The sequence below is a fragment of the Streptomyces sp. NPDC088762 genome (genome assembly GCF_044750905.1).
Lineage (GTDB): Bacteria > Actinomycetota > Actinomycetes > Streptomycetales > Streptomycetaceae > Streptomyces.
Genome location: NZ_JBIVKT010000012.1, coordinates 163,999 through 190,909 on the forward strand (window position 1 = coordinate 163,999; position 26,911 = coordinate 190,909).

At 73.9% G+C, this 26,911-nt stretch carries 25 protein-coding genes, 1 pseudogene and 1 riboswitch; of the genes and pseudogenes, 11 read left to right on the top strand and 15 right to left on the bottom strand.

Annotated elements, in window-relative coordinates:
* Positions 1–2 precede the first annotated feature (2 nt).
* From ACIP5M_RS25405 to ACIP5M_RS25435, 7 genes and pseudogenes are all read right to left on the bottom strand, one after another.
* Complete coding sequence (locus ACIP5M_RS25405) at positions 3–1,574, bottom strand: cobyrinate a,c-diamide synthase (RefSeq protein ID WP_401200992.1); 1,572 nt, start codon at positions 1,572–1,574, stop codon at positions 3–5.
* On the bottom strand, positions 1,571–2,170 hold the full coding sequence (gene cobO / locus ACIP5M_RS25410) for a cob(I)yrinic acid a,c-diamide adenosyltransferase (protein WP_053678569.1): 600 nt from the start codon (positions 2,168–2,170) through the stop codon (positions 1,571–1,573). Before cobO ends, ACIP5M_RS25405 begins: the two co-directional genes overlap by 4 nt.
* Entirely contained in the window at positions 2,170–4,287 is a 2,118-nt protein-coding gene (locus ACIP5M_RS25415) for a putative cobaltochelatase (RefSeq protein WP_401200995.1), read from the bottom strand. Before ACIP5M_RS25415 ends, cobO begins: the two co-directional genes overlap by 1 nt.
* Positions 4,284–6,163: pseudogene (locus ACIP5M_RS25420) on the bottom strand (cobyric acid synthase). The gene ACIP5M_RS25415 and the pseudogene ACIP5M_RS25420 overlap by 4 nt, the downstream one beginning before the upstream one ends.
* Positions 6,160–7,134: a cobalamin biosynthesis protein gene (locus tag ACIP5M_RS25425; protein WP_401200997.1), complete on the bottom strand. Its 975-nt coding sequence runs from the start codon at positions 7,132–7,134 to the stop codon at positions 6,160–6,162. The pseudogene ACIP5M_RS25420 and the gene ACIP5M_RS25425 overlap by 4 nt, the downstream one beginning before the upstream one ends.
* 58 nt (positions 7,135–7,192) lie before the next feature.
* Positions 7,193–7,279: riboswitch (cobalamin riboswitch) on the bottom strand.
* 168 nt (positions 7,280–7,447) lie between these two features.
* Positions 7,448–7,669, bottom strand: a complete 222-nt coding sequence (locus ACIP5M_RS25430; protein ID WP_401201000.1) for a hypothetical protein — start codon at positions 7,667–7,669, stop codon at positions 7,448–7,450.
* 40 nt (positions 7,670–7,709) lie between these two features.
* Positions 7,710–8,987, bottom strand: a complete 1,278-nt coding sequence (locus ACIP5M_RS25435) for an anion permease (protein ID WP_401201002.1) — start codon at positions 8,985–8,987, stop codon at positions 7,710–7,712.
* A gap of 320 nt (positions 8,988–9,307) precedes the next feature.
* On the opposite strand from ACIP5M_RS25435, the gene ACIP5M_RS25440 reads away from it, so the two are divergent.
* Together ACIP5M_RS25440 and ACIP5M_RS25445 are read left to right on the top strand one after the other, a co-directional pair.
* Entirely contained in the window at positions 9,308–10,438 is a 1,131-nt protein-coding gene (locus tag ACIP5M_RS25440) for an alpha/beta hydrolase family protein (RefSeq protein WP_401201004.1), read from the top strand.
* Positions 10,439–10,566: 128 nt separating this feature from the next.
* Positions 10,567–11,976, top strand: coding sequence for a hypothetical protein (locus ACIP5M_RS25445; protein WP_401201007.1), 1,410 nt, complete (start codon positions 10,567–10,569; stop codon positions 11,974–11,976).
* Between the two features lie 22 nt (positions 11,977–11,998).
* Here ACIP5M_RS25445 and ACIP5M_RS25450 read toward each other — a convergent pair whose 3' ends face one another.
* Both ACIP5M_RS25450 and ACIP5M_RS25455 read right to left on the bottom strand, forming a co-directional pair.
* Positions 11,999–12,394, bottom strand: coding sequence for a VOC family protein (locus tag ACIP5M_RS25450; protein ID WP_401201009.1), 396 nt, complete (start codon positions 12,392–12,394; stop codon positions 11,999–12,001).
* Positions 12,395–12,454: 60 nt separating this feature from the next.
* A complete protein-coding gene (locus ACIP5M_RS25455; RefSeq protein WP_401201011.1) occupies positions 12,455–13,345 on the bottom strand; it encodes a neutral zinc metallopeptidase in 891 nt (296 codons plus the stop codon).
* Positions 13,346–13,621: 276 nt separating this feature from the next.
* Here ACIP5M_RS25455 and ACIP5M_RS25460 point away from each other — a divergent pair, with 276 nt between their 5' ends.
* The 8 genes from ACIP5M_RS25460 to amaP all read left to right on the top strand — a co-directional run bounded on the left by ACIP5M_RS25460 (position 13,622) and on the right by amaP (position 19,026).
* Positions 13,622–15,220, top strand: a complete 1,599-nt coding sequence (locus ACIP5M_RS25460) for an ABC-F family ATP-binding cassette domain-containing protein (protein ID WP_401201014.1) — start codon at positions 13,622–13,624, stop codon at positions 15,218–15,220.
* A gap of 352 nt (positions 15,221–15,572) precedes the next feature.
* Entirely contained in the window at positions 15,573–15,794 is a 222-nt protein-coding gene (locus tag ACIP5M_RS25465) for a helix-turn-helix domain-containing protein (RefSeq protein ID WP_030010789.1), read from the top strand.
* A 166-nt stretch (positions 15,795–15,960) separates the two neighbouring features.
* Positions 15,961–16,740, top strand: coding sequence for an enoyl-CoA hydratase/isomerase family protein (locus ACIP5M_RS25470; protein WP_401201017.1), 780 nt, complete (start codon positions 15,961–15,963; stop codon positions 16,738–16,740).
* Between the two features lie 120 nt (positions 16,741–16,860).
* Positions 16,861–17,304 (top strand): Asp23/Gls24 family envelope stress response protein, encoded by a 444-nt coding sequence (locus ACIP5M_RS25475; protein ID WP_401201019.1) that lies wholly within the window; start codon positions 16,861–16,863, stop codon positions 17,302–17,304.
* A gap of 23 nt (positions 17,305–17,327) precedes the next feature.
* On the top strand, positions 17,328–17,513 hold the full coding sequence (locus tag ACIP5M_RS25480) for a hypothetical protein (protein WP_401201021.1): 186 nt from the start codon (positions 17,328–17,330) through the stop codon (positions 17,511–17,513).
* A gap of 7 nt (positions 17,514–17,520) precedes the next feature.
* On the top strand, positions 17,521–17,922 hold the full coding sequence (locus ACIP5M_RS25485; protein WP_401201023.1) for a hypothetical protein: 402 nt from the start codon (positions 17,521–17,523) through the stop codon (positions 17,920–17,922).
* Positions 17,919–18,464 (top strand): DUF6286 domain-containing protein, encoded by a 546-nt coding sequence (locus ACIP5M_RS25490; RefSeq protein ID WP_401201025.1) that lies wholly within the window; start codon positions 17,919–17,921, stop codon positions 18,462–18,464. Before ACIP5M_RS25485 ends, ACIP5M_RS25490 begins: the two co-directional genes overlap by 4 nt.
* Before the next feature lie 4 nt (positions 18,465–18,468).
* Positions 18,469–19,026, top strand: coding sequence for an alkaline shock response membrane anchor protein AmaP (gene amaP, locus ACIP5M_RS25495; protein WP_401201028.1), 558 nt, complete (start codon positions 18,469–18,471; stop codon positions 19,024–19,026).
* Positions 19,027–19,449: 423 nt separating this feature from the next.
* On the opposite strand, the gene ACIP5M_RS25500 is transcribed toward amaP, so the two are convergent.
* The 6 genes from ACIP5M_RS25500 to ACIP5M_RS25525 form a co-directional block, all read right to left on the bottom strand.
* A complete protein-coding gene (locus tag ACIP5M_RS25500; RefSeq protein WP_401201031.1) occupies positions 19,450–20,205 on the bottom strand; it encodes an SDR family oxidoreductase in 756 nt (251 codons plus the stop codon).
* Between the two features lie 9 nt (positions 20,206–20,214).
* Positions 20,215–21,024, bottom strand: coding sequence for an SURF1 family protein (locus tag ACIP5M_RS25505; protein WP_401201033.1), 810 nt, complete (start codon positions 21,022–21,024; stop codon positions 20,215–20,217).
* 129 nt (positions 21,025–21,153) lie between these two features.
* Positions 21,154–21,387, bottom strand: a complete 234-nt coding sequence (locus ACIP5M_RS25510) for a hypothetical protein (protein WP_401201036.1) — start codon at positions 21,385–21,387, stop codon at positions 21,154–21,156.
* Positions 21,388–21,511: 124 nt separating this feature from the next.
* Complete coding sequence (locus ACIP5M_RS25515; RefSeq protein ID WP_401201038.1) at positions 21,512–22,486, bottom strand: DEDDh family exonuclease; 975 nt, start codon at positions 22,484–22,486, stop codon at positions 21,512–21,514.
* A 47-nt stretch (positions 22,487–22,533) separates the two neighbouring features.
* Complete coding sequence (locus ACIP5M_RS25520) at positions 22,534–25,128, bottom strand: MXAN_6230/SCO0854 family RING domain-containing protein (protein ID WP_401201040.1); 2,595 nt, start codon at positions 25,126–25,128, stop codon at positions 22,534–22,536.
* A 201-nt stretch (positions 25,129–25,329) separates the two neighbouring features.
* Positions 25,330–25,974: a TetR/AcrR family transcriptional regulator gene (locus ACIP5M_RS25525; protein WP_401201043.1), complete on the bottom strand. Its 645-nt coding sequence runs from the start codon at positions 25,972–25,974 to the stop codon at positions 25,330–25,332.
* A gap of 126 nt (positions 25,975–26,100) precedes the next feature.
* On the opposite strand from ACIP5M_RS25525, the gene ACIP5M_RS25530 reads away from it, so the two are divergent.
* Positions 26,101–26,910, top strand: a complete 810-nt coding sequence (locus ACIP5M_RS25530) for an acetoacetate decarboxylase family protein (protein ID WP_401201045.1) — start codon at positions 26,101–26,103, stop codon at positions 26,908–26,910.
* The last annotated feature ends 1 nt before the right edge of the window (position 26,911 follow it).

Sequence of the window (26,911 nt, forward strand, 5' to 3'; positions counted from 1 at the left end):
TCTCACGGCCGGGCCGCCGCCGCTTCGACGAAGCGCCGGGCGACCGACGGCTCCGCCGCCCAGTGCGTGTGCAGGTAACTCGCGTGCACACCCCGCTGTACGAAGCCCTCGACGCGGCGCTCCGGGTGCGTGAACCCCCACGCGGGCGCCGCACCGGCGCCCGGCTCGATCACCGTCCGGTGGAACTCGTGCCCGCGCAGCCGGGTCCCGGCGACGGCGAGCGCGCTGTCGGAGACCGCCACCGCCTCGCGGTAGCCGAGGGTGAGCCGCTCGGACATCCGGGCATCGGCGTCGAGCACCCCGCACATGGGCTTCCCGTCCAGCGAGCGGGCCAGGTACAGCAGTCCGGCGCACTCGGCGGCCACGGGTCCGCCGTGCGCGGCGAACCGGGCCACGGCCGCCCGCAGCGGCTCGTTGGCGGACAGCTCGGGGGCGTACACCTCGGGGAAACCGCCGCCGATCACCAGGCCGGCCGTTCCCTCGGGGAGGGCCTCGTCCCGCAGCGGGTCGAAGGTGACGACCTCCGCTCCGGCGGCGGCGAGCAGCTCGGCGTGTTCGGCGTAGGAGAACGTGAACGCGGCCCCGCCGGCGACGGCGATCACCGGGCGTCGGCCGGGCTCCCGCCCCAGGTCCGCGAGTGCGGCGCCGCTGCCGGGGACTCCGACCCCGGACCCCCGCGCCTCAATCGCCGGCGAGGCTGGATTTTGCCCGTCGGCAGCGTCGATGGGGGCTCCCCGCAATCCTGCATCCGACAAGCTGGAGGGCGCGGAGCGCACTTCCAGCCCCTCCGGCGTTAGAGGAGCGGGGTCTGGGGCGGAGCCCCAGGTGCGCGCCAGCGCACTCGCCGGCGACCACGGCTCGCAGGCAAGCGGCGGTGCTGTCCGCGCCAGGGCCATGAGCGCGTCCAGGTCGCAGCCCTGGCGGACCTGCTCGGCCAGCGCCGCGACAGCGGCGAGCGCATCGGCCCGCCGCTCGGCGACCGGCACCAGGCCCAGGTGCCGCGACGGCGCGGCCACCTGGGGAGCCCGCCGCAGGACACCGAGCACCGGCATCCCGGCCTCCTCCAGCGCCTCCCGCAGCATCGCCTCGTGCCGGTCGGAGCCGACCTTGTTCAGGATCACGCCCCCCAGCCGCACCTGCGGGTCGAAGGACGCGAAGCCGTGCACCAGCGCCGCCACCGACCGCGACTGCGAGGACGCGTCGACCACCAGCACCACCGGCGCCCGCAGCAGCTTCGCCACCTGCGCCGTCGACGCCAGTTCACCCCGGCCCGCGGCCCCGTCGTAGAGGCCCATCACGCCCTCGACCACGGCGAGCCCGCACCCGGCCGCCGCGTGCGCGAACAGCGGAGCGACCAGCTCCGGCCCGCACATGAAGGCGTCCAGGTTGCGGCCCGGCCGGCCGGTGGCCAGCGCGTGGTAGCCGGGGTCGATGTAGTCGGGCCCGGCCTTGTGCGGGGACACGGCGAGGCCGCGCTCCGAGAAGGCCGCCATCAGGCCCGTGGCCACGGTGGTCTTGCCGCTGCCGGAAGACGGCGCGGCGACGACCAGCCGGGGAATGTTGAACGAGGTCACCACTCGATGCCCTTCTGGCCCTTCTGGCCGGCGTCCATCGGGTGCTTGACCTTGGTCATCTCGGTGACGAGGTCCGCGAACTCCACCAGCTTCTCCGGCGCGTTGCGGCCGGTGATCACCACGTGCTGGGTGCCGGGCCGGTTCCGCAGCACCTCGATGACCTCGTCGACGTCGATCCAGCCCCAGTGCATCGGGTACGCGAACTCGTCGAGGACGTACAGGCGGTGGGTCTCGGCGGCCAGATCCCGCTTGACCTGCTCCCAGCCCTCCTTGGCCGCCTGCTCGTTGTCGAGCTGCGCGTCCCGCTGGACCCAGGACCAGCCCTCGCCCATCTTGTGCCAGACGACGGAGCCGCCCTCGCCGGAGGCGCCGAGCACCTTGAGCGCGTTCTCCTCGCCGACCTTCCACTTCGCCGACTTGACGAACTGGAACACCCCGATCGGCCAGCCCTGGTTCCAGGCGCGCAGCGCCAGCCCGAAGGCCGCGGTCGACTTGCCCTTGCCGGGGCCGGTGTGGACGAAGACGAGCGGACGGTTGCGGCGCTGGCGCGTCGTGAGTCCGTCGTCCGGAACGACGGACGGCTGTCCCTGAGGCATTACGCGGCCCTCCTGTTGCTGCTGTCGGCTGATGCGGCGGATGTCACCGCGGTACGTACGTTCTTCACGAGTCCGGCCAGCGAGTCGGCCCGCAGCCCGTCGAGGGTGACGGCGGGCCCGCCGAGGTCGGCGGCGAGCACCCCGGCCAGCCCCAGCCGGACCGGCCCGGACTCGCAGTCCACGACCACGGACGCGACCCCTTCGGCCTGGAGCAGCCGGGCACTGCGCGCCGAGAGCGCGCGCGGGCCCCCGCCGGCGGCACCGGCCGAGGTGGCTCGCCCGTCGGTGACCACCACGAGCAGCGGCCGGCGCGACGGATCGCGCAACCGCTCGATCCGCAGCACCTCGCGGGCCTTCAGCAGCCCGGCGGCCAGCGGGGTGCGGCCGCCGGTGGGCAGCCGCTCCAGCCGGGTCGCGGCGGCGTCCACCGAGGAGGTCGGCGGCAGCGCCAGTTCGGCCGTGGCACCCCGGAAGGTGATCAGGCCGACCTTGTCCCGGCGCTGGTAGGCGTCCAGGAGCAGCGACAGCACGGCGCCCTTGACCGCGCTCATCCGCTGCCGGGCGGCCATCGAGCCGGAGGCGTCGACGACGAAGAGGACCAGGTTGCCCTCGCGGCCCTCCCGCGTGGCCTGGCGCAGGTCGTCCTTGCGGATCACCAGGCCGGGGCCGCTGCGCCCGCGCGCCTTCTGGTGCGGGGCGGCCGCGTGCACGGTGGCCGCCAGGTGCAGCCTGGTCAGGTTGCCCCGGGGGCGCTGGGCCCCGGTGGTCCGGCCGTGCGCGGTGCGGGCGCGCGAGCGCCGTCCGGCGGCGCCCTCGCCGAGGCCCGGCACGCTCAGCATCCTGGTCCGGAACGGCTCGGAGGCCCGTACGGCGGCCTGTTCGGGCCCACCGGCTCCCTGGGAGGAGGGCTGCGGGGACTCGGGGGCGTCCGCGGGGGAGCTCTCGGTGGTGTCCGGCGGGGCGTCGGAGGCCTGGGGGCCGTCGCCCTGCGGGGGCACCGAGCCGCCCCCGTCGGGGCCGCCCCCGTCACCGCCGTCACCGCCGTCGCCGCCGTCGCCGCCGTCCGGGCCCTCGGGCTCCGGCTCCGGGTCGGGTTCCGGGTCCTCGTCCTCGAACTGGTCCAGGATCTCGTCGAGCTTGTCCTCGTCGAGGCCCGGCGCATCGAAGGGGTTGCGGCGGCGCCGGTGGGGGAGCGCCAGCAGCGCGGCCTGCCGTACGTCTTCCTTCCGTACGTCGGTCCGCCCGGCCCAGGCGGCCAGCGCGGTCGCGGTCCGGGCCATCACGATGTCGGCCCGCATGCCGTCGACCTCGAAGGCGGCGCAGGTCGCGGCGATCTGCAGCAGCGCGGTGTCGCCGAGCGTCACCTCCGGGAGCAGGGCGCGCGCGGCCACCACCCGGGCCCGTACGTCCCGTTCGTCATCGGCCCAGCGGGTCGCGAAACCGGCCGGGTCGTCCTCGTAGGCGAGCCGGCGGCGCACCACCTCGACGCGCTGGGCGGGCTCGCGGGAAGCGGCGACCTCGACGGTCAGTCCGAAACGGTCGAGGAGCTGCGGCCGCAGCTCGCCCTCCTCGGGGTTCATCGTGCCGACGAGGAGGAACCGGGCGGCGTGCCGGACGGAGACGCCCTCGCGTTCGACGTACGAGGCGCCCATCGCGGCGGCGTCCAGGAGCAGGTCGATCAGGTGGTCGTGGAGCAGGTTGACCTCGTCGACGTACAGGATCCCGCGGTGCGCGTCGGCGAGCAGCCCGGGCTCGAACGCCTTCACGCCCTCGGCGAGGGCCCGTTCGATGTCGAGGGCGCCGACGAGCCGGTCCTCCGAGGCGCCGACGGGCAGCTCCACCATGCGGGCCGGCCGTGCCTGGCCGGGGCCGGGCTCGTGGGGCCCGTCGGGGCAGGCCGGATCCGGCGCGCCCGGCGCGCACGAGAACCGGCACCCGGGCACGACGTCCACCTGCGGCAGCAGCGCCGACAGCGCGCGTACGGCGGTGGACTTGGCGGTCCCCTTCTCGCCGCGCACGAGGACGCCGCCGACCGCCGGGCTCACGGCGTTGAGCAGCAGCGCGAGGCGCAGGTCGGTCTGGCCGACCACGGCCGTGAACGGGTAGGGCGTGCTCATACGGTGGCCCCTCCTTGGTGGATATGAGTGTGCGTGCGCGGGCGTGCGGCGGGGCGGGGACGGGGTGCGGGTCGCCGGTGGCGTACCGCTGCGCGGAGCGGTCCCCTACCCGCCCTTCCACCGTTCCCTGGGGCTCCGCCCCAGACCCCGCGCCTCAAACGCCGGCGAGGCTGGGTTTCACGCTCGGCGGGGCTGGGGTGCGCGCAGCGCACTTCCAGCCCCGCCGGCGTTTGAGGCGCGGGGGTCCGGGGGCTGGCCCCCGGGAGCGGCGCCGCAGACGGACGCGGGTCCGGGGCGGAGCCCCGGGGAACGGTGGAAGGGCGGGTAGGGGACAGGCCCCGCAGGGCCCCGCCCGTCACGGCGCGCCCGGCGGGAGGAACGGGAGCCCCGCCGGCGCCCCGCCCTCGATCAGGCGAAGCAGCGCCGCGGTGTCCGCGTGCTCCTCGATCAGATCGCCCAGCAGGTCCAGCTGCTGCTCCCGCAGGGCGGAGAACGACGTGTCCGGCGCGGGCACGAAGCGGCGGCCCGCGGCCGTCGCCACCTCCCGGAGGAACGCCCGGCGGAAACCGTCCGACTCCAGCGAGCCGTGCCAGTGCGTGCCCCACACGGCCCCCACCCGGCACCCGTCCAGGAACGGCTCGCCGCCCAGGACTTCGGCCACGCCGTGGTGGATCTCGTACCCCTCCACCGGTTCGCCCAGCGCGGAACCGACCGGCCGCGCCAGGGTCTTCTCCCGCTCGAAGCGGACGCGTACGGGCAGCAGCCCGAGGCCGTCCACCACCCCCGCCCGGGACTCGACCTCGTCGGAGATCCGCTCGCCCAGCACCTGGAAGCCGCCGCAGATCCCGAGGACGGGGCGGCCTTCCGCGGCCCGCCGCACCAGCGCGTCCGCGAGCCCCCGCTCCCGGAGCCACTCCAGCGCCTTCACCGTGCCCCGGGTACCCGGTATGACGACGAGGTCCGCGTCGGCCAGCTCCTCGGCACGGTCCACGAACCGCACCACGACCCCCGGCTCGGCCGCCAGCGCGTCGACGTCCGTGAAGTTCGACATCAGCGGAACCGCGCAGACCGCGACCCGCAGCACGTCCTCGCCGACCGGCGGCGCCACCACCGATTCCCGCACGGCACCCCGCAGGGAGACCCGCAGGCCGTCCTCCTCGTCGATGCCCAGCCCGTGCCGGAACGGCAGCACCCCGTACGTCGATCGCCCGGTCAGCCCCCGCAGCATCTCCATGCCCGGTTCCAGCAGCGAGACGTCCCCGCGGAACTTGTTCACCATGTAACCGGCGATCAGCGACTGGTCCTGCGGCGACAGCAGCGCCGTCGTCCCGAAGAAGGACGCGAAGACCCCGCCCCGGTCGATGTCCCCGACCACGACCACCGGGAACCGCGCGGCCCGCGCGATGCCCATGTTCACGATGTCGGTCCGGCGCAGGTTGATCTCGGCCGGACTGCCCGCCCCCTCGCAGATCACGGCGTCATACGTGCCCCGCAGCTGCTCCAGGCAGTCCGTGACGATGCCGAGCAGCTGCTCCTGCCGGCCCCCGTGGTAGCCGCGCGCGCTCATCTCGCCCACCGGCTTGCCCAGCAGCACCACCTGGCTGCTGCGGTCACTGCCGGGCTTGAGCAGCACCGGGTTCATCAGGGCGGTCGGCTCCACCCGGGCCGCCTGGGCCTGCATGGCCTGGGCGCGGCCGATCTCGGCGCCCTCCCGGGTCACGAAGGAGTTCAGCGACATGTTCTGCGCCTTGAACGGCGCCACCTTCACGCCCTGCCGGGACAGCCAGCGACAGATGCCCGCCGTGACCACGCTCTTGCCCGCGTCCGACGTGGTGCCCGCGACCAGCAGTCCGCCGCCGCGCTTCGCGCCGCTCATGCCCCCGCCCTCCTCATGTGCCGGCCCTTCCGTCCTCGTGTGGCCAGCGCCCGGACCGCCACACAGGCGCCCAGGGCCAGCCAGGTGACCTGCCGCGACAGCCGCACGGCCCGCTCGATGTCCGCGACCTCCACCGGCCGGCCCGCCGCGCCGTTCAGCACCGCCCGGTGCTCGACGCGCCCGCCGTAGGACAGCGTTCCGCCGAGCCGTACGCCGAGGGCCCCCGCGAAGGAGGCCTCCACCGGTCCGGCGTTCGGGCTCGGGTGTCCGGCGGCGTCCGCGCGCCACGCCCGTACGGCTCCCCGCCGGTCGGGGCCGGCCAGGACGGCGGCCAGCGCGGTCAGCCGGGCCCCCGGCCAGCCCGCCAGGTCGTCGAGCCGGGCGGAGGCCCAGCCGTAGCGCAGGTAGCGGGGGGACTTGTGGCCGACCATCGCGTCCAGGGTGTTCACGGCGCGGAAGGCGAGCAGCCCGGGGACCCCGGCGACGGCGCCCCACACCAGGGCGCCGACCACGGCGTCGGAGGTGTTCTCGGCGACCGACTCGACGACGGCGCGGGCCATCTCCTGCTCGTCCAGGGCCTGCGGGTCGCGCCCGCACAGGTGCGGCAGCCGCTCCCGGGCCACTTCGGCGTCCCCGGCGCCGAGGGCGCCGCCGATGGCGCGGGCCTCCCGGCCGAGCGAGGTGCCGCCGATGACGGCCCAGGTGGCGGCGGCGGTCAGCGCGATACGGGCGGCCGCGGGCCGGGAGCGCACGGCGCGGGCGCCGAGCGCGCCGACGGCGGCCGCGCCCCCGGCGCAGATCAGGGTGTGCAGGACGCCCGGCGCGCGGTCGTCGCGCCACAGGGCGCCCTCGACGGCGGCGGCGGCTCGTCCGAAGGCGGCCACGGGGTGCCCCCGGCGCGGATCCCCGAGGATCCGGTCGCCGATCAGGCCCGCCGTGACGCCGTACGCGAAGACGCGGTCGGCACGCATGGTGGCAGGTATGTCCTCACTCAGGGTCCGCGCCCTGGTTCGACGTGTCCGGCGGCGAGAGTTCCTGGCTCCCGGGTCGCGCAGGCGGTGTGCGCTGCCCGGTGACAGTGGCGGGACCGCGCCGGATTCGCACCGGACTTCCTCTCCATGCCGCCGTATTGGCTCGGGCAGTCCACCACGCACCGCGAACGCCCGTCAACTCGCCGTTGACCTGCGGTCGCGCCGGGCCGGGGCCGCCCTGCTGCCGGCCGCGCCGGGGCATGCGAAAGCTCCCCCCGGGAGAAACCCGGAGGGAGCGTTCACCGCTGGTGTGTCAGGCGACGATCAGGTAGATCCCGTACGCCACGGCCGCCGCGACGAGCGCGAAGCAGGCGTACGCACCGCTGCGGGCCAGGGTGGCGGTGCCGCCCTGCTCGGTGGCGGTCTCGTGCTTGGAGAGGCCCACCAGACCCAGGGTGAACAGGGCCACGAGCGCGACGGTGGCGGAGAGGCTGACCCCGAAGACGGAGCCGAGTGCTGCCCAGTCGATCTTCATACTGCCGCTTTCTGAGTGTCTCGGTCTCTGCAGGTCTCGGTCAGACCGCGGCGGCCGGAGCCGGGGCGGTCGTCGGGGCCGGCGTCTCGGCCGGGATGGTGGCCTTGAGGTCCTCGTCCGTGACCGCGGCGGTGGTACCGGCAGCGGCGACGGTCGGCGGGACGGTGACGGCGGCCATGGCCGTGGTGACGACACCCGGCTCCTCGTCGCCGGCCGGCCGCACGTCGTTGACGTTGTGGTGGTCGACGACCTGGCGGCGCGAGATGAACCAGATGGCGGCGCAGGCGGCGACCAGGAAGACCGCGACGGCGGCGACGCCCACGTCACCGGTGCGCATGACCAGCTCGGCGCCGGAGGCGACGAGGGCGGCGGCCGGCAGGGTCAGGCCCCAGGCGATGAACATGCGGGTGGCGGTGGACCAGCGGACCACGCCGCCCTTGCGTCCCAGGCCCGCACCCATGACCGCGCCGGAGCACGCGTGGGTGGTGGAGAGGGAGAAGCCGAGGGTGGAGGAGGCCAGGATGACGCTGGCGGCCGAGGTCTGGGCCGCGAAGCCCTGCTGCGGCTGGAGGTCGGTCAGGCCCTTGCCCATCGTCCGGATGATGCGCCAGCCGCCCAGGTAGGTGCCCATCGCGATGGCCATGCCGGCGGAAACGATGACCCAGACCGGCGGGTTGGAGCCGGGGGAGAGGGCGCCACCGGCGACGAGCGCCAGCGTGATGATGCCCATCGTCTTCTGCGCGTCGTTGGTGCCGTGGGCGAGGGAGACGAGACCGGCCGAGGCGACCTGACCGGCGCGGTAGCCCTTGGTGGAGGTCTTCTCGCCGACCTTGCCGCCCAGCTTGTACGTGACCTTGGCGGCCAGCATCGCGGCCGCACCGGCCACGATGGGCGCGGCGACGGCGGGGATGAGCACCTTGGTGACGACCACGCTGCCGTTGACGGCGTCGATGCCGGCGGAGGCGACCGCGGCGCCGATCAGGCCGCCCATCAGGGCGTGGGAGGAGCTGGAGGGCAGTCCGACCAGCCAGGTGACGAGGTTCCAGAGGATCGCGCCGACGAGGGCGGCGAAGATCACCTCTGGCTGGATGCCTTCCTCGTTGACCAGGCCCTTGGAGATCGTCTTGGCGACCTCCACGGACATGAACGCGCCGACGAGGTTGAGCACGGCGGACATGGCCACCGCCGTCTTGGGCTTGAGGGCGCCGGTCGAGATGGTGGTGGCCATCGCGTTGGCTGTGTCGTGGAAACCGTTCGTGAAGTCGAACACGAGAGCGGTGATGATCACGATCCCGAGGAGAAGCGTTATGTGCTCCATTTACCCAGGCTTCTGTTTGGCGTCAGTGGCACGGCGACCGTAGGCAACCTGGATGAACGGAAGGTGAACTGGCCCGGGCGGATCGGTGTACTGGAGCGGCGTGTGATCGGGCCGTTCGTCCCGATTCTGGCGTAGATATATCGATTAATGCACGTCAAAGCGGGGTGAACGAACCCCTCCGCGCGGCCGGCCGGCCTCCTCGGCGGTCCCTCCGGGGACCTCGGAGGAGACCTACATCACTCCCTCGCGCCCCACGGGCACCAAAACCGGAACATTCGCCTCCGGTGGCCCGCCGGAGCGTGCGCCTCGACACTGGAGCGGTGCGTACCGCCACAGCGACGGCAGCGGCCGTCACCACCACGCTCCTGGGCGCCGGCGCGGCCGCGGTCGCGGGCGCCCGGTACGCCGCCGACGCGGCCCTGCGCCCCGAACCCGGGCGCCCCCTGCCCGGCGGCCCGCGCCTCAGCGTCCACTCCACCGCCGCCGGCCGGATCGCCCTGACCCGCACCCTCGGCTCCCTGCGCCCCGGTACGTACGGACTGGACGCGCCCGGGGTGCACGCCGTGGTCGGGCCGGTCCTCCCCGACGTGGAGCACGCACCGGACACCGTCGTGCGCCGGCTGCTCGCCGTCACCCACGGCAGCCTCGACCCCGGCACCCGCGTCACCCTCACCCCCCAGGTCCACCTTGGGAACCCGCGCACCGCCCTCGGCCTCGACCACGCCGACGTGGACGTCCCCGGGGAGCTCGGCGCGCTGCCCGCCTGGTTCGTGCCCGCCGCCCGCGACGTCTGGGTCATCACCGTGCACGGGCTCGGCAGCAGCCGGGAGCACCCGATGGTGGTCATGCCGTTCCTGCACCGCCAGCGGCTGCCCGTCCTCGACCTCGCCTACCGCGGGGACCTCGGCGCCCCCGCCTCCCCGGACGGCCTCGGTCACCTCGGCGAGTCGGAGTGGCGGGACGTCGACGCCGCCATCCGCTACGCCGTGCGCTACGGCGCCCGCCGCGTGATCCTGCACGGCTGGTCCACCGGCGCCGCCATGGCCCTGCACGCCGCCGAGCGCTCGGCGCTGGCCGACCGGATCGCCGGACTGGTGCTGGACTCGCCCGTACTCGACTGGCACGCCACCCTGCGCGCCCTCGCCGCGGCGCGCCGCACCCCGGCCGCGGTGCTGCCGCTCGCGGTCCGGGCCGCCGAGGGCCGCGCGGGGCTGCGCGCCGATCGCCGGGCCCCGGGCGCGGACCCCGGCGCGCTGCGCGTCCCCGTACTGATCTTCCACGGCCCGGACGACACGTTCGCCCCCTGGGAGCCCTCCCGCCGGCTCGCCGCGGCCCGCCCCGACCTCGTCACCCTGCGCACGGTGCGCGAGGCCGGGCACGGTGCGATGTGGAACGCCGACCCGGCCGGTTACGAGGAAGCGCTGCGCCGTTTCCTCACCCCCCTCATGTGACGCGGCGGTGAAGGCCGTGTGGCGGCCAGGGAACCGGGGGCCGTTCGTGCCGGTATGCACCCCGGGTGAGGAGTGGAAACGGCCGATTCCGTTTGGGCTTTCGGCCAGTGACGGGCGAGACTGCTTCCGTGACGTCCCGAAAGCCTGATGAGCAGTTGGCTCGCGACTCCAGACTCCGACTCGTCTACCCGAGGTCCGTTGGTATGGCCCGCAAGGCGGTGACGGACCGGCGTACCCGGCCCGCCCAGAGGCCTCCGGCCGGCACGCCCGCCACGGCCGACCTCGCGAACCGGGCCCGGGCCTCGCTCGCCGACGCCGTACGCCTGACCCGCTGGGCCGAACGCAACCTCGGCGCCGGGGACGGGGGGCGGCCCGCCCCCGCGGGTGCCCTCCCCGCCGCCGACGTCGAACGGGCCGCCGACGACCTGAACCTGACGCACGGCCAGATCAGAGTCGGCTGGGACCGCGCCCGCCTCGCCGGCCTCGTCGAGGTCCACGGCGGCCACGCCCGGCCGGGCTGGCGGCTGCGCGCGTGGGACCGCGACGACGCTGCCGTACTGCGCGGCTGGGTCGCGCTCTTCGACGCCTGGTCGCTCGTCCACCCGGCCCCCGCCGACATCGCCCCCGCGGCCGTCGCCGAAGTCGTCGAGGCGATGCCCCAACTCCTTTCCCTGCTCCAGCTGTCGGCCGGTCCCGTGACCGTCCCCGACCTCCTCGACCTGCTCGGGCAGCGCGTCACCGAACTGCGCGACGAGCGGTGCGAAGTCCCGTACGACGCGGAGCCCGCGGCCGCCGGCTCCGCCGAGAGCCGGCCCGTTCCGCTCGCCCGGCTGCTGCGCTGGGCGCTCGGCGGGCTCGCCGCCGTGGACGCCGTCACCCTCGGCCCCGCCCGGGCCACCCTCACCCCGCTGGGCAGTTGGGCGGTCTGGGTCAAGCTGGAACAGATCTGCGTCGCCGCGCAGAGCCCCGCCGGGAACATCGAGCAGTCCGCCGCCGCCATGCTGCACGGCTGCGCCCGGCTCACCCCCGGCCCGGCCCGTGCCGAGTACCAGGCCTGGCTCGCTGCCCGCCCCGTCGGCCACGCCGTGGCCGAGCTCCTGCAGGCCGCCCGGGGCGAGGACGCCCTGCTGCGCGGCCTCGCCTTCGAGGCACTGCGCGTGGTCGGCGCCCCCGCCGAGCCGGAGGTGCGCGCGAGCGTACGGGAACCCGCCCTGCGCCCCTACGCCCTGCTGTGGCTCGCCGAGCACGACGGGGTCGACCCCGACGAGGCCCAGGACGTCCTGACCCCCGAGGAGTCCACCTGGCTCTGGGTGGACACCGCGGCCGCCATCGCCGACCACGGCGAAGCCGACCTGCTGGCCCGCCACCTCGACTCGGCCGTCCGGACCACGGTCCCCCGGCTGCTCGACGAGGTCCGGGCGGTCGGACACCCGCGCACCGTGCAGGTCCTGGTCGCGCTGGCCGCGGCCCACCCCGATCCGGCCCTGGCCAAGGCGGTCCGCCGGGCCGCCTTCCAGGTCCACACCGGCGGCGCCTAGCGAAGGGACGCGCCGGGGGGGCTCAGACCTGCGGCGCGTACGTCCCGAAGCTCCAGATGTTGCCCTCGGCGTCCTTGGCCATGTAGTCGCGGGAGCCGTAGTCCTGGTCGGTGGGCTCCATCAGGATCTCCGCACCGTGCTCCGCGGCCCGCCGGTGGTGCGCGTCCACGTCCTCCACCACCACATAGACCCCCGAGGGCCCCGCGTCCCCCATGGCCTTGTCGAAGACGCCGCCCTTCCCCTTGCTGCCGAGCATGACCAGGCCGTTGCCGTAGGCCAGCTCCGCGTGCACCACCGAGCCGTCCTCACCCTCGTACACCGCGACCTGGCTGAAGCCGAAGGCCTCGGTCAGCAGCCTGATGGCCGCCTTCGCGTCGCGGTAGAGCAGCGTGGGACAGATGGACGGAACGCCTGCCATGACGATCACTCCCTCTCGTGACGGTGACCCGCGTCACAGCATGGCAGGCGTCACCGGCCGTCAGCCGAAGGTGTTGCACTGGGCCATGTCACCCGTGCGGTAGCCCTGGTAGAACCACTGCTGCCGCTGCTGGGCCGACCCGTGCGTCCACGACTCCGGGGTGACGCGGCCCTGGAACTTCTCCTGGATCCGGTCGTCGCCGACCGCGGCCGCCGCGTCCAGCCCGTCCTTGATGTCCTGGTCGGTCAGGTTCGTGATCAGCGGCCTGCCCGTGGACTCGTCCGGGGTGCGGGTCGCGTTGTGCGCCCACACCCCCGCGTAGCAGTCGGCCTGGAGCTCGACCTTGACCGCGTTGCTGTTCGCCCCCGGCTGCCCGCCCCCGGCCCGCTGGAGCGTCCCCGTCAGGTTCTGGATGTGGTGCCCGTACTCGTGGGCGACGACGTACGCCTGGGCGAAGGGGCCGCCGCTCGCCCCGAACTTCGTGCGCAGGTCGTTGAAGAAGCCCAGGTCCAGATAGACCTGCCGGTCACCGGGGCAGTAGAAGGGGCCGACCGCGGAGGTCGCCGCCCCGCAGGCCGTGTTCACCCGGCCCGTGAAGAAGACCGTCGACGCCGGGGTGTAGGTGCCCCCGCGCCTGGTGAACTCCTGCCTCCAGAAGTCCTGCGTGCTGTTGACCACAGCGACCTGCCGGCAGTCCTCCCGCGTGTTCGCGTCCCGCCCGGTCCTGCAGCTCTGCTGCACCTGGTTGACGGACGAGGCGGAAGGCGCGGGCTCCTGGTCCCCGGAGGAGAGCCCCAGCTCCTCCGGGCCCACACCGAAGAACAGCCCCAGGAGCAGCGCGACGAAGCCGATGATGCCGCCGCCGACCGTGGCCCTCCCGCCGGGGATGCGGCTCCCGCGCACGTCCTTGACCTCGGACGTGTCCAGATCGGCGTCGTCGTCGAACTGCATCCCGCACCGCCCTCCATTCGTGGACCGGGGACGGTCGCGCCGCCGCCCCTGCGGCGAGTATCAACCCGTTCATCCCGATACGCGCCCCGGCCCGCCGGGGCCGCCCGGGGGCCGGACGGGGGACACCGGGAAGTGGCGTCCGGGGCCCCGGTACCCCGAAAAGTGGTTGCGCACCCCCGGTAGAATGAATCCCATGGCAAATCTCCTCGCGGATTAGCGGCGCTGAAGCTCGCGTCCTGCCCCCTTTCCGCCGTCCCCCCGCCCTGGAGTATTTCCGTGATCACCGCCACCGGCATCGAGCTGCGCGCCGGCGCCCGCGTCCTCATCGAGTCCGCCTCCTTCCGCGTCGCCAAGGGCGACCGCATCGGCCTGGTCGGCCGCAACGGAGCGGGCAAGACCACGCTCACCAAGTGCCTCGCCGGCGAGGGGCAGCCCGCCGCCGGCTCCATCACCCGCTCGGGCGAGGTCGGCTACCTCCCGCAGGACCCGCGCACCGGTGACCTCGACGTCCTGGCCCGCGACCGGATCCTGTCCGCCCGCGGTCTCGACGTGCTGATCAAGAAGATGCGGATGAACGAGGAGCGCATCGCCAACGGCTCCGGCGCCACCCGGGAGAAGGCGCTCAGGCAGTACGAGCGCCAGGAGACCGAGTTCCTCACCAAGGGCGGGTACGCCGCCGAGTCCGAGGCCGCGACCATCTCGGCCGCCCTCAGCCTGCCCGACCGGGTCCTCGGCCAGCCGCTGCACACCCTCTCCGGCGGTCAGCGCCGCCGCGTCGAGCTCGCCCGGATCCTCTTCTCGGACGCCGACACCCTGCTCCTCGACGAGCCCACCAACCACCTCGACGCCGACTCGATCGTGTGGCTGCGGGACTACCTGAAGAACTACCGCGGCGGCTTCATCGTGATCTCCCACGATGTCGACCTGGTCGAGACCGTCGTCAACAAGGTCTTCTACCTCGACGCCAACCGCGCCCAGATCGACGTCTACAACATGGGCTGGAAGCTCTACCAGCAGCAGCGCGAGGCCGACGAGAAGCGCCGCAAGCGCGAGCGCCAGAACGCGGAGAAGAAGGCCGCGGCCCTGAACTCGCAGGCCGACAAGATGCGCGCCAAGGCGACCAAGACCGTCGCCGCGCAGAACATGGCCAAGCGCGCCGAGCGGCTGCTCTCCGGTCTGGAGGCCGTCCGCGTCTCCGACAAGGTCGCCAGGCTGCGCTTCCCGGACCCGGCGCCCTGCGGCAAGACCCCGCTGACCGCCGAGGGCCTGTCGAAGTCGTACGGCTCACTGGAGATCTTCACCGACGTCGACCTCGCCATCGACAAGGGCTCGCGCGTGGTCATCCTGGGCCTCAACGGCGCCGGCAAGACCACCCTGCTCCGCCTCCTGTCGGGCACCGAGAAGCCCGACACCGGCACGGTCATCCCCGGTCACGGCCTCAAGCTCGGCTACTACGCCCAGGAGCACGAGACCCTGGACCCGGAGCGCACCGTCCTGGAGAACATGCGGTCCTCCGCTCCCGACCTGGACCTGGTCGCCGTACGCAAGACGCTGGGCTCCTTCCTGTTCTCCGGCGACGACGTGGACAAGCCGGCCGGGGTCCTCTCCGGTGGCGAGAAGACCCGCCTGGCCCTGGCCACGCTGGTCGTCTCCTCGGCGAACGTGCTGCTGCTCGACGAGCCCACGAACAACCTCGACCCGGCCAGCCGCGAGGAGATCCTGGGCGCGCTGCGCACCTACAAGGGCGCCGTCATCCTCGTCACGCACGACGAGGGCGCCGTGGAGGCGCTGGAGCCGGAGCGGATCATCCTGCTCCCGGACGGCGTCGAGGACCTGTGGGGACCGGACTACCGGGACCTGGTGGCCCTCGCCTGACCGGCCCGGGACCCTGATCCAATTCCTTATGGATCATTCGGCTCAGGGGTGATCCATCATCTGAGTGAGACGGTCTCGTACCGTTGCACGGCGTACGACGGCCCCGGCCGCACCCCCGAGCGGGCGCGGCCGGGGTCTTGCGTTGCCGGGTGTCCCGCCCCTGACCTGGCGATTCACCGTGAGGGCGGCGAAGTGTGACGGAGGTCATGCGGCGGAAGAGGAGATTCCGTTCTGCTCGGGTGTCCACCAGTCGAGAAATGCCGCCGTACCGACCTTGCTGAATGGGTGGCCAGGAAGCCGGGGAGGGGTGATCATGAGAAGTCCAGAGCGCACTTCCCATGAGGAGGCACGGGTGGCCGAGACTCTGAAGAAGGGCAGCCGGGTAACCGGCGCCGCGCGCGACAAGCTCGCGGCAGACCTGAAGAAGAAGTACGACTCCGGGGCGAGTATCCGGGCGCTGGCCGAGGAGACCGGCCGGTCCTACGGATTCGTCCACCGGATGCTCAGTGAGTCCGGGGTTTCGCTGCGCGGTCGCGGTGGCGCGACCCGGGGCAAGAAGGCGGCTACGGCCTGACCCCGGCCTCAGCGGTTCCAATGCTTTCAACGCTTCAAGGCTCCAAAGGCGTCATGGTTCCAGCGGTACCTTCGGTGACCCCCGGTCGGCCCCGCGGTCGACTGGGTGGTTACTGTGCAGTCACTTAGGCCGGGCTTGCGGCCGACTGCACACCGGAGGCACACGGATGACTCTGCTCGACAAGGACGGCGTACGACTCACCGTCGACGACACGCTCGCCACGGTGACACTGACCAATCCGGCCAAGCGAAACGCCCAATCCCCCGCGCTCTGGCGGGCTTTGGCGGAGGCCGGACGGTCGTTGCCGGGCAGCGTCCGCGTCGTCGTGCTCCGCGGCGAGGGCAAGTCCTTCTCCGCCGGACTCGACCGGCAGGCGTTCACCCCCGAGGGTTTCGAGGGCGAGCCGTCCTTCCTCGACCTGGCACGCGGTTCGGACGAACTGCTCGACTCCACCATCGCCGAGTACCAGGAGGCATTCACCTGGTGGCGCCGTAACGACATCATCTCCGTCGCCGCCGTGCAGGGGCACGCGATCGGCGCCGGCTTCCAGCTCGCGCTCGCGTGCGACCTGCGCGTGGTCGCGGACGACGTGCAGTTCGCCATGCGCGAGACCAGCCTGGGTCTGGTGCCCGACCTGGCCGGCACCCAACCGCTGACCTCGCTGGTCGGCTACGCCCGCGCCCTGGAGATCTGCGCCACCGGACGCTTCGTGCACGCCGAAGAGGCGGAGCGGGTCGGCCTCGCCAACCTCGTGGTCCCGGCGGAGGAGCTCGACGCGGCCGTCCAGGACCTCGCCACCGCGCTGCTGGCCCCGCCGCGGGACGCCGTGATCGAGACCAAGGCCCTGCTGCGCGACGCGCAGTCCCGGCCGTACGACGACCAGCGCACCGCCGAACGCGCCGCCCAGGCCCGCCGGCTCCGTGACCTGGCGGGCCTCTCCGACTGAGCCGGCCGGGGGCCCGGGCGGAGCCCCGGGCCCACGCCGACCGGCGTAGTCCCGGCGCGGGAGCGGCGTCGCGCGCTTAACGTGGTGCGCAGTGAGTCCGCACGCGTGAAGGGACGATCGATGAGCGAATCCGCACCCGCACCCGCATCCGGTGGCTCCGGCAAGGCACCCGGCGACCGGGGCCGCACCAGCATCGCCGACGGAGTGGTCGAGAAGATCGCCGGGCTGGCCGCGCGCGAGGTGGTCGGCGTACACGCCATGGGCAGCGGCAGCGGCCTCTCCCGTACCTTCGGCGCCGTCCGCGACCGCGTCCCCGGCGGCCAGAAGGCCTCCGTCAGCCGCGGCGTCAAGGCCGAGGTCGGCGAGGTGCAGACCGCCCTCGACCTGGAGATCGTCGTCGATTACGGCGTGTCGATCCGCGAGGTCGCCCGGGAGGTCCGTGAGAACGTGATCGCGGCGGTCGAGCGGATGACCGGCCTGGAGGTCGTCGAGGTCAACATCGCGGTCAGCGACGTCAAGCTGCCCGACGAGCCGGACGAGGAACCGGAGACCCGGCTCCAGTAGCCGGAGCCGAGAGGAGCCACGCAATGAGCATGGCGGTCGCCGGCCTCTTCGCCGGCATGGCCCTGGCGTTCGCCGGCTACTTCGGCGGCTTCGGAGCCTTCCTGCTGGTGGGCGCACTCGGCGCCATCGGCTTCGTCGTCGGCCGGTTCCTCGACGGGGACCTGGAACCCGGGGACCTCTTCCGCCGCCGCGACGACCGGCGCGGGTGAGGCCCCGATGAGCACGCCGTCCCGGGAGACACCCTCCCGGGAGACACCCTCCCGGGCCACACCCTCCCGGGTGCCACCCGCCGAGCGCGGGGCCACCCGTATCGCCGACCGGGTCGTCGCCAAGATCGCGGCCCAGGCCGCCCGGGAGGCGCTTGCGCCACGACCGGAGCAGGCCGCCGCTCCGCACGCGACCGTCACCGTGCACCACGACATCGCGCGCGTACGGGTGAGCCTGGAGCTCGACTACCCTTCCGACCTCGCCGCCCAGTGCGCCTCCGTACGCCGCCGGGTGGCGCTGCGCATCGAGGAGTACGCGGAGATGGCCGTACCCGAGGTGGACATCGACATCGAGCACCTGCACTCCACCCACACCCGGTCCGCCGCCGGCCGGGACCGGCGGCTGCGGTGACCGGCACGCACCGGTTCCGTTCCGCCCGGCGGATCCCGGCCGCGCTCGTCGCGCTCGTGCTGCTGGGGGCCGCGGGGCTGTTCCTGTACGACCTGGCCGCCGTACGGGCCGACCGGCCCGGCATGGGCTGGCGGCGCGAGCTCGGCCGCCAGCTGGACCGGCACACTCCAGCCGACCTGGGGGTGATCCTCGGCGGCGGGGCCCTCGCCCTGGCCGGGGCGGTGCTCCTGCTGCTGGCGCTGACCCCGGGGCTGCGCGGGATCCTGCCGATGCGGAACCCCGATCCGGCCGCGGGTGCCGCCGTACGGGCCGGGCTCGGCCGGAAGGACGCGGCGCAGGTGCTGCGGGACCGGGCGCTGGAGGTGTCCGGGGTGCGGTCGGTCCGCGTCAAGGTGGGCCGGTCCCGCGTGGGGGTGCGGGCCACCTCGCACTTCCGGGAACTGGACGACGTACGGGCCGACCTGGACGCGGTGCTCGGCGTCGGCATCGAGGAACTGGGACTCGCGCACCCGCTGCACCGGCGCGTACGGGTCAGGAGGTGAGCGGATGCTCGGGGTGGTGAACCGGATCCTGCTGGCGCTGGCCGGAGTGGTCCTGCTGGCGGCCGGGGTCTCGGTGCTGACGGCGTCGTGGCCGCTCGGCGGCCGGCACGCGCCGCTGCTGACGGCCGAGGCCCGCCGCCGGTACTGGCATGCCGAGGGCTGGTGGTGGTGGGCGGTGGCCGCCGGGCTGGGGCTGTGCGTGCTGCTCGCGCTGTGGTGGCTGCTGTCCCAATTGCGGCGCGCGCGGCTGCCGGCGGTGGTGGTCGACACCGGGGACGGGGCCTTCGCCGTGCTGCGGGGGCGTGCCCTGGAGGAGGCGGTGGCGGCGGAGGCCGGTGCCCTTGAGGGGGTTGCCGGGTGCCGGGTCGCCCTGCGCGGGCGGCGGGGCGCGCCGGCCCTGCGGGTCGCACTGGAACTGGAGCCCCACGCGGTCCCCGCCGACACCCTGGCCGCCCTCGCGGGCCCGGTGCTCACCCACGCCCGCACGTCGGCGGGCCTCGCCGCCCTCCCCACGGAGGCCCGCCTGAGGGTCACCCCCCACCGCCCCCAGCGCGTGACGTAGCGCGGCGGAACCCGTCCCGGCCGGGCGCCCCGGGGCTCCGCCCCGCACCCCGCGCCTCAAACGCCGGCGGGGCTGGAATTGCCCCGCCGGGCAGGCGGCATCGGCCATATCCAGCCTCGCCGGCGTTTGAGGCGCGGGGTTTGGGGCGGAGCCCCAGGACGCGGCGCGTCGGTAGCCGTGGACGGGACGTCGCTCGGGTTGGGGCGGAGCCCGGGAGACGGCGGGGCTGGAATTGCCCCGCCAGCAGGCGGCATCGGGCATATCCAGCCTCGCCGGCGTTTGAGGCGCGGGGTTTGGGGCGGAGCCCCAAGACGCGGCGCGTCGGTAGCCGTGGACGGGACGCCGCCCGGGTTGGGGGCGGAGCCCGGGAGACGGCGGGGCGGGAGCCCCGCCGGGTTGGGGCGGAGGCCCGGGGACGGGTGCTCAGAAGCCGTGGCGGGAGCCGCCGTCCACCGGCAGCATGACTCCCGTCAGGTACGACGCGGCAGGGGACAGCAGGAAGGCCGCCGCGCGGCCGAACTCCTCCGGGGCACCGTACCGCCGCAGCGGGATGCGGGACTCGTGCCCGGCCCTGGCGGCAGCGGCGTCGCCGGACATGGCGTCCAGCTCCCGCACCCGGTCGGTGTCGATCCGCGCCGGCAGCAGGCCGACCACCCGGATCCCGCGCGGGCCGAGGTCCACGGAGAGGGACTTCGCGAAGCCCGCCAGCCCCGGGCGCAGCCCGTTGGAGATGGTCAGTCCGGGGATCGGCTCGTGCACCGACCCCGACAGCACGAAGCCGATGACCCCGCCCTCGCCCAGCTCGGCGGCGGCCGCCCGCGCCAGCCGGACCGCACCCAGGAAGACCGACTCGAAGGCCGCCGACCACTGCTCGTCGGTGTTGTCCGCCGCCAGGCCCGCCGCCGGGCCGCCGACGCTGATGAGGATGCCGTCCAGGCGGCCGAACCGCTCGCGCGCGGCCGTGACGAGCCGCCCGGCCGCCTCCGGGTCGGCGTTGTCGGCGGCGATGCCCGCGGCGTTCGGGCCGAGCGCGGCGGCGGCGTCGGCCGCCCGCTTCTCGTCCCGGCCCGTCACGAGGACCTTCGCGCCGTCGGCGGTCAGTTCCCTGGCGGAGGCGAAGCCGAGGCCGCGCGTGGCCCCGGTGACGATGTAGACACGGTCCTTCAGTCCAAGATCCATGCCGACACGCTACGCCGTCGTCGTCGCCGGCTCCGACCCGGCGGCGGATCCGGCGGCCGATCCGGCGGCGGCCGCCGCCTCGCGGTCGCGCTTCTCGCGCCGTACGAGGACCAGCCAGCCCACCGGCACGGCGGCCGTGAACAGCCACCACTGCACGGCGTACGCCATGTGGGGGCCGATCGAATCGTGGTCGGGCTCGGCGATCGTCTCGGGGCTGCCGTCCGCGGGGGCCGGAGCGGTGAGTTCGAGGTAGCCGCCGAGGACGGGCCTGCCCAGGTACGCCGCCTGCTGCTCGCTGTTGATCAGCATCACCTGGCGGTCCGGCAGCCCCTTGCGGTCCTTGATGCCGCTGCCGCCGCTGGTCTCGTCGGCCTTCAGCCGGCCGGTGACCGTGACCTCGCCCCCAGGGGCGGCCGGCACCGGCGGGTAGGCGCGGGGGTCGTCACCGCCGGGCACCCAGCCCCGGTTGACCAGCACCACCCGGCCGTCGCCGAGCACCAGCGGGGTCACGACGTGGAAGCCGACCTTGTCATCGCCCGAGGTCCGCATCCGTACGACCACCTCGTGCGCGGAGTCGTACGTACCGGTCGCGGTGACGGAGCGCCAGAAGTCCGCGCGCGGGACGGTGTGGCGGGGGGAGGTGACCTCGGTCACGGGGACGGGCTCCGCCCGCAGGTTCGCTTCGATGAGCCGGTTCTGCGCGACCCGGTGCTCGTGGCGGTGGAACTGCCAGAAGCCCAGCTTGATCGTCACGGGGATGAGGACGAGGGCGAAGAGGGTGAGGCACACCCACTGCCGGGTCAGCACAAAGCGGTACACGCCCACGACGGTACCCCCAGCGCGGTCGACCCCGGCGGCCGGGTGGCCGTCCGGGGTCGAGGTGTACGGGGAGACGTGACGGAACTCGCAGGGAGGGCCGTACCGGGAGTCGTGCGGGCGGGAGGTGGCTCAGACGCGGTCGATAACGCCCACCTTCCCCTCGGAGCGGGCGCAGTGCGCCCCGCAGAACCACTGCCCCTCGACCTCGACGCCCTGCCCGATGATCTGGACCCGGCAGTGCTCGCAGATGGGCGCCATGCGGTGAATGGCGCAGGAGAAGCAGTCGAAGACGTGCACGGCGCCCTGCGCGTGCACCTCGAAGGACATGCCGTAATCGTTTCCGCAGACCTCACAACGTGCCATGCGCCGCATGCTCCGCACGGCAGCCGGCCGGAACAAGATCCACCGGGGTGAGTCGCCGTGCCTGCACCCGCCCGGCGCAACGCCCGCCCGGATCCGGTGCTCTGCGAGCCCCGCCCGGCCCCGCTCAGTCCTCGGCCGCCGCCACGTCCCGCAGGAGCTGGGTGAAGGCCGCCTCGTCGAGGACCGGCGTGCCGAAGGCCTTGGCTTTGACCGTCTTCGAGGTCGCCGAGTCGGGGTCGTTCGTCACGAGCAGGCTGGTGAGCCGCGACACACTCGTCGCGACGTGCAGGCCCGCCTCGACCGCGCGGTCCTCCAGCAGTTCGCGGTCCACCGAGGTGTCACCGGAGAAGGCGATGCGCATGCCCTGCTTCAGCGGCTTGCCGTCTTCGAAGCGCCCGGGGTTCGGATACGGGCACGGCGGCCGCTTGCGCGAGGCCCGCCAGGTGCCGCCGCCCCCGTAGGAGGCCTGGTAGCCCACCCGGGGGGTGGCGGGGGAGTCAGACCATTCGGTCAGCGGCCGGCATTCGAGCAGGGGCAGCCGTACGCCGTCCCGCGCGGCCGCGTGCAGCGACGGACGGAAGGCCTCCGCCAGCACCCGGGCGTCGTCGAGCGCGTGGTGGGCCCGCTGCTGGACCACGCCGAAGTGCGCGGCGAGCGACTCCAGCTTGTGGTTGGGCAGCGGCAGGTTCAGCTCCTTGGACAGGGCGATGGTGCACAGCCGCTGACGGACCGGCGCGGTCTCGGCGGCCCGCGCGTACTCCCGCGCGATCATCTGCCAGTCGAAGATGGCGTTGTGCGCGACGAGCACCCGGTCCGCGAGCCGGCCGGCGAACTCCTCGGCGATGTCCTTGAAGAGCGGGGCGTCGGCGAGCATCGCACTCGTCAGACCGTGGATCCACACCGGTCCCGGATCGCGCTGCGGGTTGACCAGGGTGTACCAGTGGTCCTCCACGTTGCCCTGGGCGTCGAGCCGGTAGACGGCGGCGGAGACTATCCGGTCGTCGCGAGCGAGCCCGGTGGTCTCCACGTCGACGACCGCGTACCCCTGTGGGTACGCGGTCGGCCACGTCGTCTCTGCGGTCGTACGGTCGTCGAGCATGGTCACAGAGGATATCGGCACGGACTGACACCGCCTGCCGCCCGGGATCAGCCCAGGGCCGCGACGAGGTCCCCGGCGGCCAGCTGTTCGAGCCCGCAGCCGTCAACGGGCCCCGGCAGCAACCGGTATACCGCTCCCCGCGCACCGGCCGGTGCCACGCCCCCGTCCACCAGCGCGAGGAGGGCGGACCGCCCCGAGGCGGCGGCTCCCGCGAGGGCCTCAACGTCCGGCGAAGCCAGGGCGGTGTCCGGATCGCCCAGCCCGACGAGCCGCTCGGCGAACGCCGCGGTGTCCTCGTGCGCGCGCCGGCGGTAGGTCCACAGCTCGTCGGGGTCGCTAGGCCGGGGCGTGCGGCGCAGTACGACGACCTCGCCGCAGCGGGCGGCGGCGTGCCAGCCGGCCAGCTCCCAGAGGGTGGTGCGGCCGGTGGAGAAGTACTGGAACAGGTCGCGGCCGATCCGGGCGAGGTCGTCCTGGTGGGCGTACACGCTGTGGTAGCCCTCGTCGTCCGGCAGGTGCACGTCGGTCCACAGGAAGCCGCGCCGCTCCAGGTCGACGAGGAGCGGTACGTGGATCCGCGAGTTGCCGACCAGGTCGTAGCGCTGCCGGACGGTCCGCGGGTCGTAGCGCGAGGTGCGCCCGTTGCGGCTGGGCAGCGCCATGAAGCCGGCGAAGGCGTCGGGCAGCAGCTCGAAGGGGATGTTGTTGTAAGAGAAGACGACCGGCATGGCGAAGCGCACGCCGGTGTCGGCGAGGGCGTCGAGGTCGATGTCCACGTACTCGCTCGCCCCGGCGGGCGCGGGGGCGGAGGTGAGGTCACCGGAGTGGACGACGGCCCGCCCGCCGTACACCAGGTTCGTGTAGTCGCACAGGCCCGCGTAGTTCCAGTCGGCGTCGAAGAGCACCACCGACAGGTCGAGGTCCACGGTCTTCTTCGGCGGTTCCATCCAGTGCAGGAACATCCGCAGCACCTCGCCGTCGGGCAGTGCCTGGAAGCTGCCCTTGGGGACGGTGACCAGCGCCTTGGCCGCGGCCCGCTCGGCGGAGGGCACGTGCAGGTGGGCCAGGCGCGAGTCCAGCACCGCCACGTCGTACGGCTCGGCCGCAGACAGCCGGCGCAGTACCTCCCGCTCGAACAGTGCGCTCACCGCGCGGGTCACCGGCTCGGCGAGCGGGGCGCGGGTGTCGTCCACGGTGAAGGAGTGCGCGACCTCGCCGCGGGGGAAGAACACCCGCCGGGTGCCGGGCAGATGGCGGATCCGCAGCCGCCCCAGCGCGGACAGCACCGGGCCCGGTCCGGCCTTGGGCAGCCGCTCCTCGAGCACCGCCGCGACCTGTTCGGGCAGGGCGTCGGCGCAGTAGCGGCGCAGCAGGTGGTCGAGGCGGCGTACGAGTTCCCCGGGCCGCTCCGCGAGGACCGCGAGGGCGCGGTCCGGGTCCCCGCCGCGCAGGGCCTCCTCGGCGCGCCCGGTCCAGGTGGCGGCCCTGATGCGGGAGCCGTCGACGCGTACGGCGTGCGGGTGGGCGGCGGCGGTGGCCAGCAGGGCGTCGCCCAGCGCGGTGCCCCGGACGTCGGTCTCCCGCAGTACGGCGAACGCCAGCGCGGCCCGCGGGTGGCGGCCGTGGTGCTCGAAGGGGTGCAGGATCTCGGCGGCGCGCTTCCAGGGGTCGGGGTGGCGCAGTACGTCCTCGACGAGCAGCGCGGGGTCCAGCCCGTCCAGCAGGCCGAGCAGTTCGCGCCGCAGCGCGCGCGGCAGGGAGCGCATCCGGGGCGGTGCCAGCAGGTCGGCCCCGCCGCCGGACCACACGGCCAGCAGCCGCAGGACGTCCGTGGCGGTGGTCAGCCACCGCGGCAGCAGGGCGCGTACGGCCTCGCGGGTGCGGCGCTCCAGCAGCAGGGTGCCCAGGACCAGGGCCTTGGTCTCGCGCACCGGGATGGTCTCCGGCAGCCAGCCGAGGCCGGGCGGCGCGCTCGCGAGGAGCACCCGCGCCTCCTCGGTGTCCTGGGGCGACAGCGGGGTGCGGCGGGCGAGCAGCCGGCCGAGGGCGGTGACCGCGTCCGCCGCGCGGTCGGTGCCCAGGGTGAGCAGCCGCAGCGGGCCCGCGGAGTCGGCGGGGGCGGGGCGGCCGGGCCGGACGGCCGGTACCAGGAAGGGGTCCTCGGGGTCGATCCGGCGGTGGCAGATCGGGCAGCCCGTGTAGACGCCGCCGTCCCAGCAGCTGCGGCAGACCAGGTGGGCGCAGGGCGAGACGGGGTGGACGCTGCCGACGGTCGCGCACAACACGCACGGCTGGGCGGGCCACTGGAGGAGGAGGGTGAAGACCCGGTCGATCCACAGGCCGTACGTGTCGTCGGGCACGGAGGCCGGGAAGGTGCGGAACAGCGGCATGTGGGTGCGGTCCGCTCCCAGCAGGACGTCGATGTCCCGGACCAGGCGGGTGCCGGCGTCGGCCAGCCCGCGGGGGCCGAGCCAGGCGAGCGCGGAGCGCAGCGGAGCCGTCAGGGCGAAGCCCCGGTCGAGGAGTTCGGCCTCCAGGGCCGTCAGGCCCTCGGTGGTCGAGGGGTCGCCCGGCCGCGGCCCGGCCTGGTCGACGTACACGGTGTGGAGACGGCGCAGCAGAACGGTCGACAGCTCGGGCAAAGGGGGGATTCCTCCGGAACCGGGGAGAGAGGTGGGGCGGGGGCGGAGAGGGGACGCGCTGCGGTTTTCAGAGTGGGATGAGAAGGAAGCACGTCGCGGAGCCGCCCCCGCGGACCAGATCCAACCACGGAGGCGGGCCGGCGCAAACCGATTTAGGGGGTGTCTTACGGATCAGGCCGGGCGGGACGTCGACGACACGGCCTAACGGCCCGTCCGCGGAGCCGGTGGGCCCGGTGGCAGCAGGGTCGCCACCAGGGCCCGTACGGAGAGCAGGAGGAGGCGTTCCGGGTCGGCGGGGCGGGCCAGGGCGCGGGCGAGCGCCGGGTCGTGGGGGGCGGCGGCCGGGTCCCAGAGCTCGCTCTCGGCCGGGGACTGGGCGGGGGAGCGCTCGCGGTTGCGCTCCACCAGAAGGAAACCGACGATCTGGAACTGGATCGCGCGCACCGCGTCGGCCGCCCGGGCGCCGCGCAGCCCGGCGGCGTGCACCTCGTGCACGAGCGCCTGCTGCGCGGGCAGGAACATCCGCTCGGTGAGGCCGCGTTCGTGGACCATCGCGATCAGGTGCGGGCGCTCGCGCAGTTCGCGCCGCAGGGTCCGGGCCACCGACAGGATCCGGTCGGCGGGGGTGCGGCCGGCGGGCCTGATGGCGCCCATTTCCTCGACGGTGCGTTCCACGAGGGCGTCGAGCAGTGACTCGCGGTTGCCGACGTGCCAGTAGATGGAGGTCACGGCCGTGCCCAGTTCGGCGGCGAGTTTGCGCATGGTGAGGGCGGCGGGGCCGTGCTGCTTGACCAGGGAGGCGGCGGCGTCCAGTACCTCGTCGCGAGTGAGCGTGGTTCTGGCCATGTCTGCGGTTCCACCGATCTGTCGATGTGTCAGTTCTCGTGTGTGCACGGGTCTTTACCCTTCATCGGTGGCGGTGTAACTGTGTTACAGAACCGACTCCGCCCGAGACGAGGGATGGTCGAATACATGGCACGCGTACGGTACGGAGCGCGCACGGAGGCCGAGATCGCGGCGTCGCGCGAGAAGAGTTCCAACCTCCCCGACATCTGGTCCACCGGTGTGGTGGCCGTCTGGGAGAGCGACCCGGACGTGGTGGCGGCGGTCCTCCCGCCGCCGCTCAAGCCGGCCGACCGGCCCCTCGTACGGGCCAACATCAGCAAGGTCGAGCTGCCCGGCTACCCGCTCGGCGCCGGTTCAGTGGCCGTCGCCGCCCGGCACGGCGGGGTCGAGGGCTGGTACCCGCTGGTCATGCCGATGAGCATGGAGCGCGCCCTGACCGGCGGCCGCGAGGTGTTCGGAGAGCCCAAGAAGCTCGGCGAGATCACCGTCGAGCGCGACGGCCTCGTCGTACGGGCCTCACTCGCACGGCACGGGATCGCCTTCGTGGAGGTGCGCGGGGCCGTGGACCGCGAACTGCCACTGCCCGAGCCCACGGAGAAGACCGACTTCTACTTCAAGTTCCTGCCGGCGGTGGACGGTTCCGGCTTCGACGCCGACCCGGTGCTCGTCCATTGCACGCGCCACGAGAAGGTGCGCAAGCTGGAGCACATCACCGGTGACGTGGTGCTCCGCGAGTCGATGTTCGACCCCGTCGCCGACCTCCCCGTCCGCCGGGTCGTGGAGATCACCATCGGGGAGAAGACCACCGACCAGAAGGGCCGGGTCGTCGAGCGGGTCAGCGCCCAGGCCCTCCTTCCGTACATCCACCAGCGCTACGACGACCCGATGCAGATCCTCGACGCGCCCCCGGAGGGATCGACAGGGGGGAGGGGCTGAC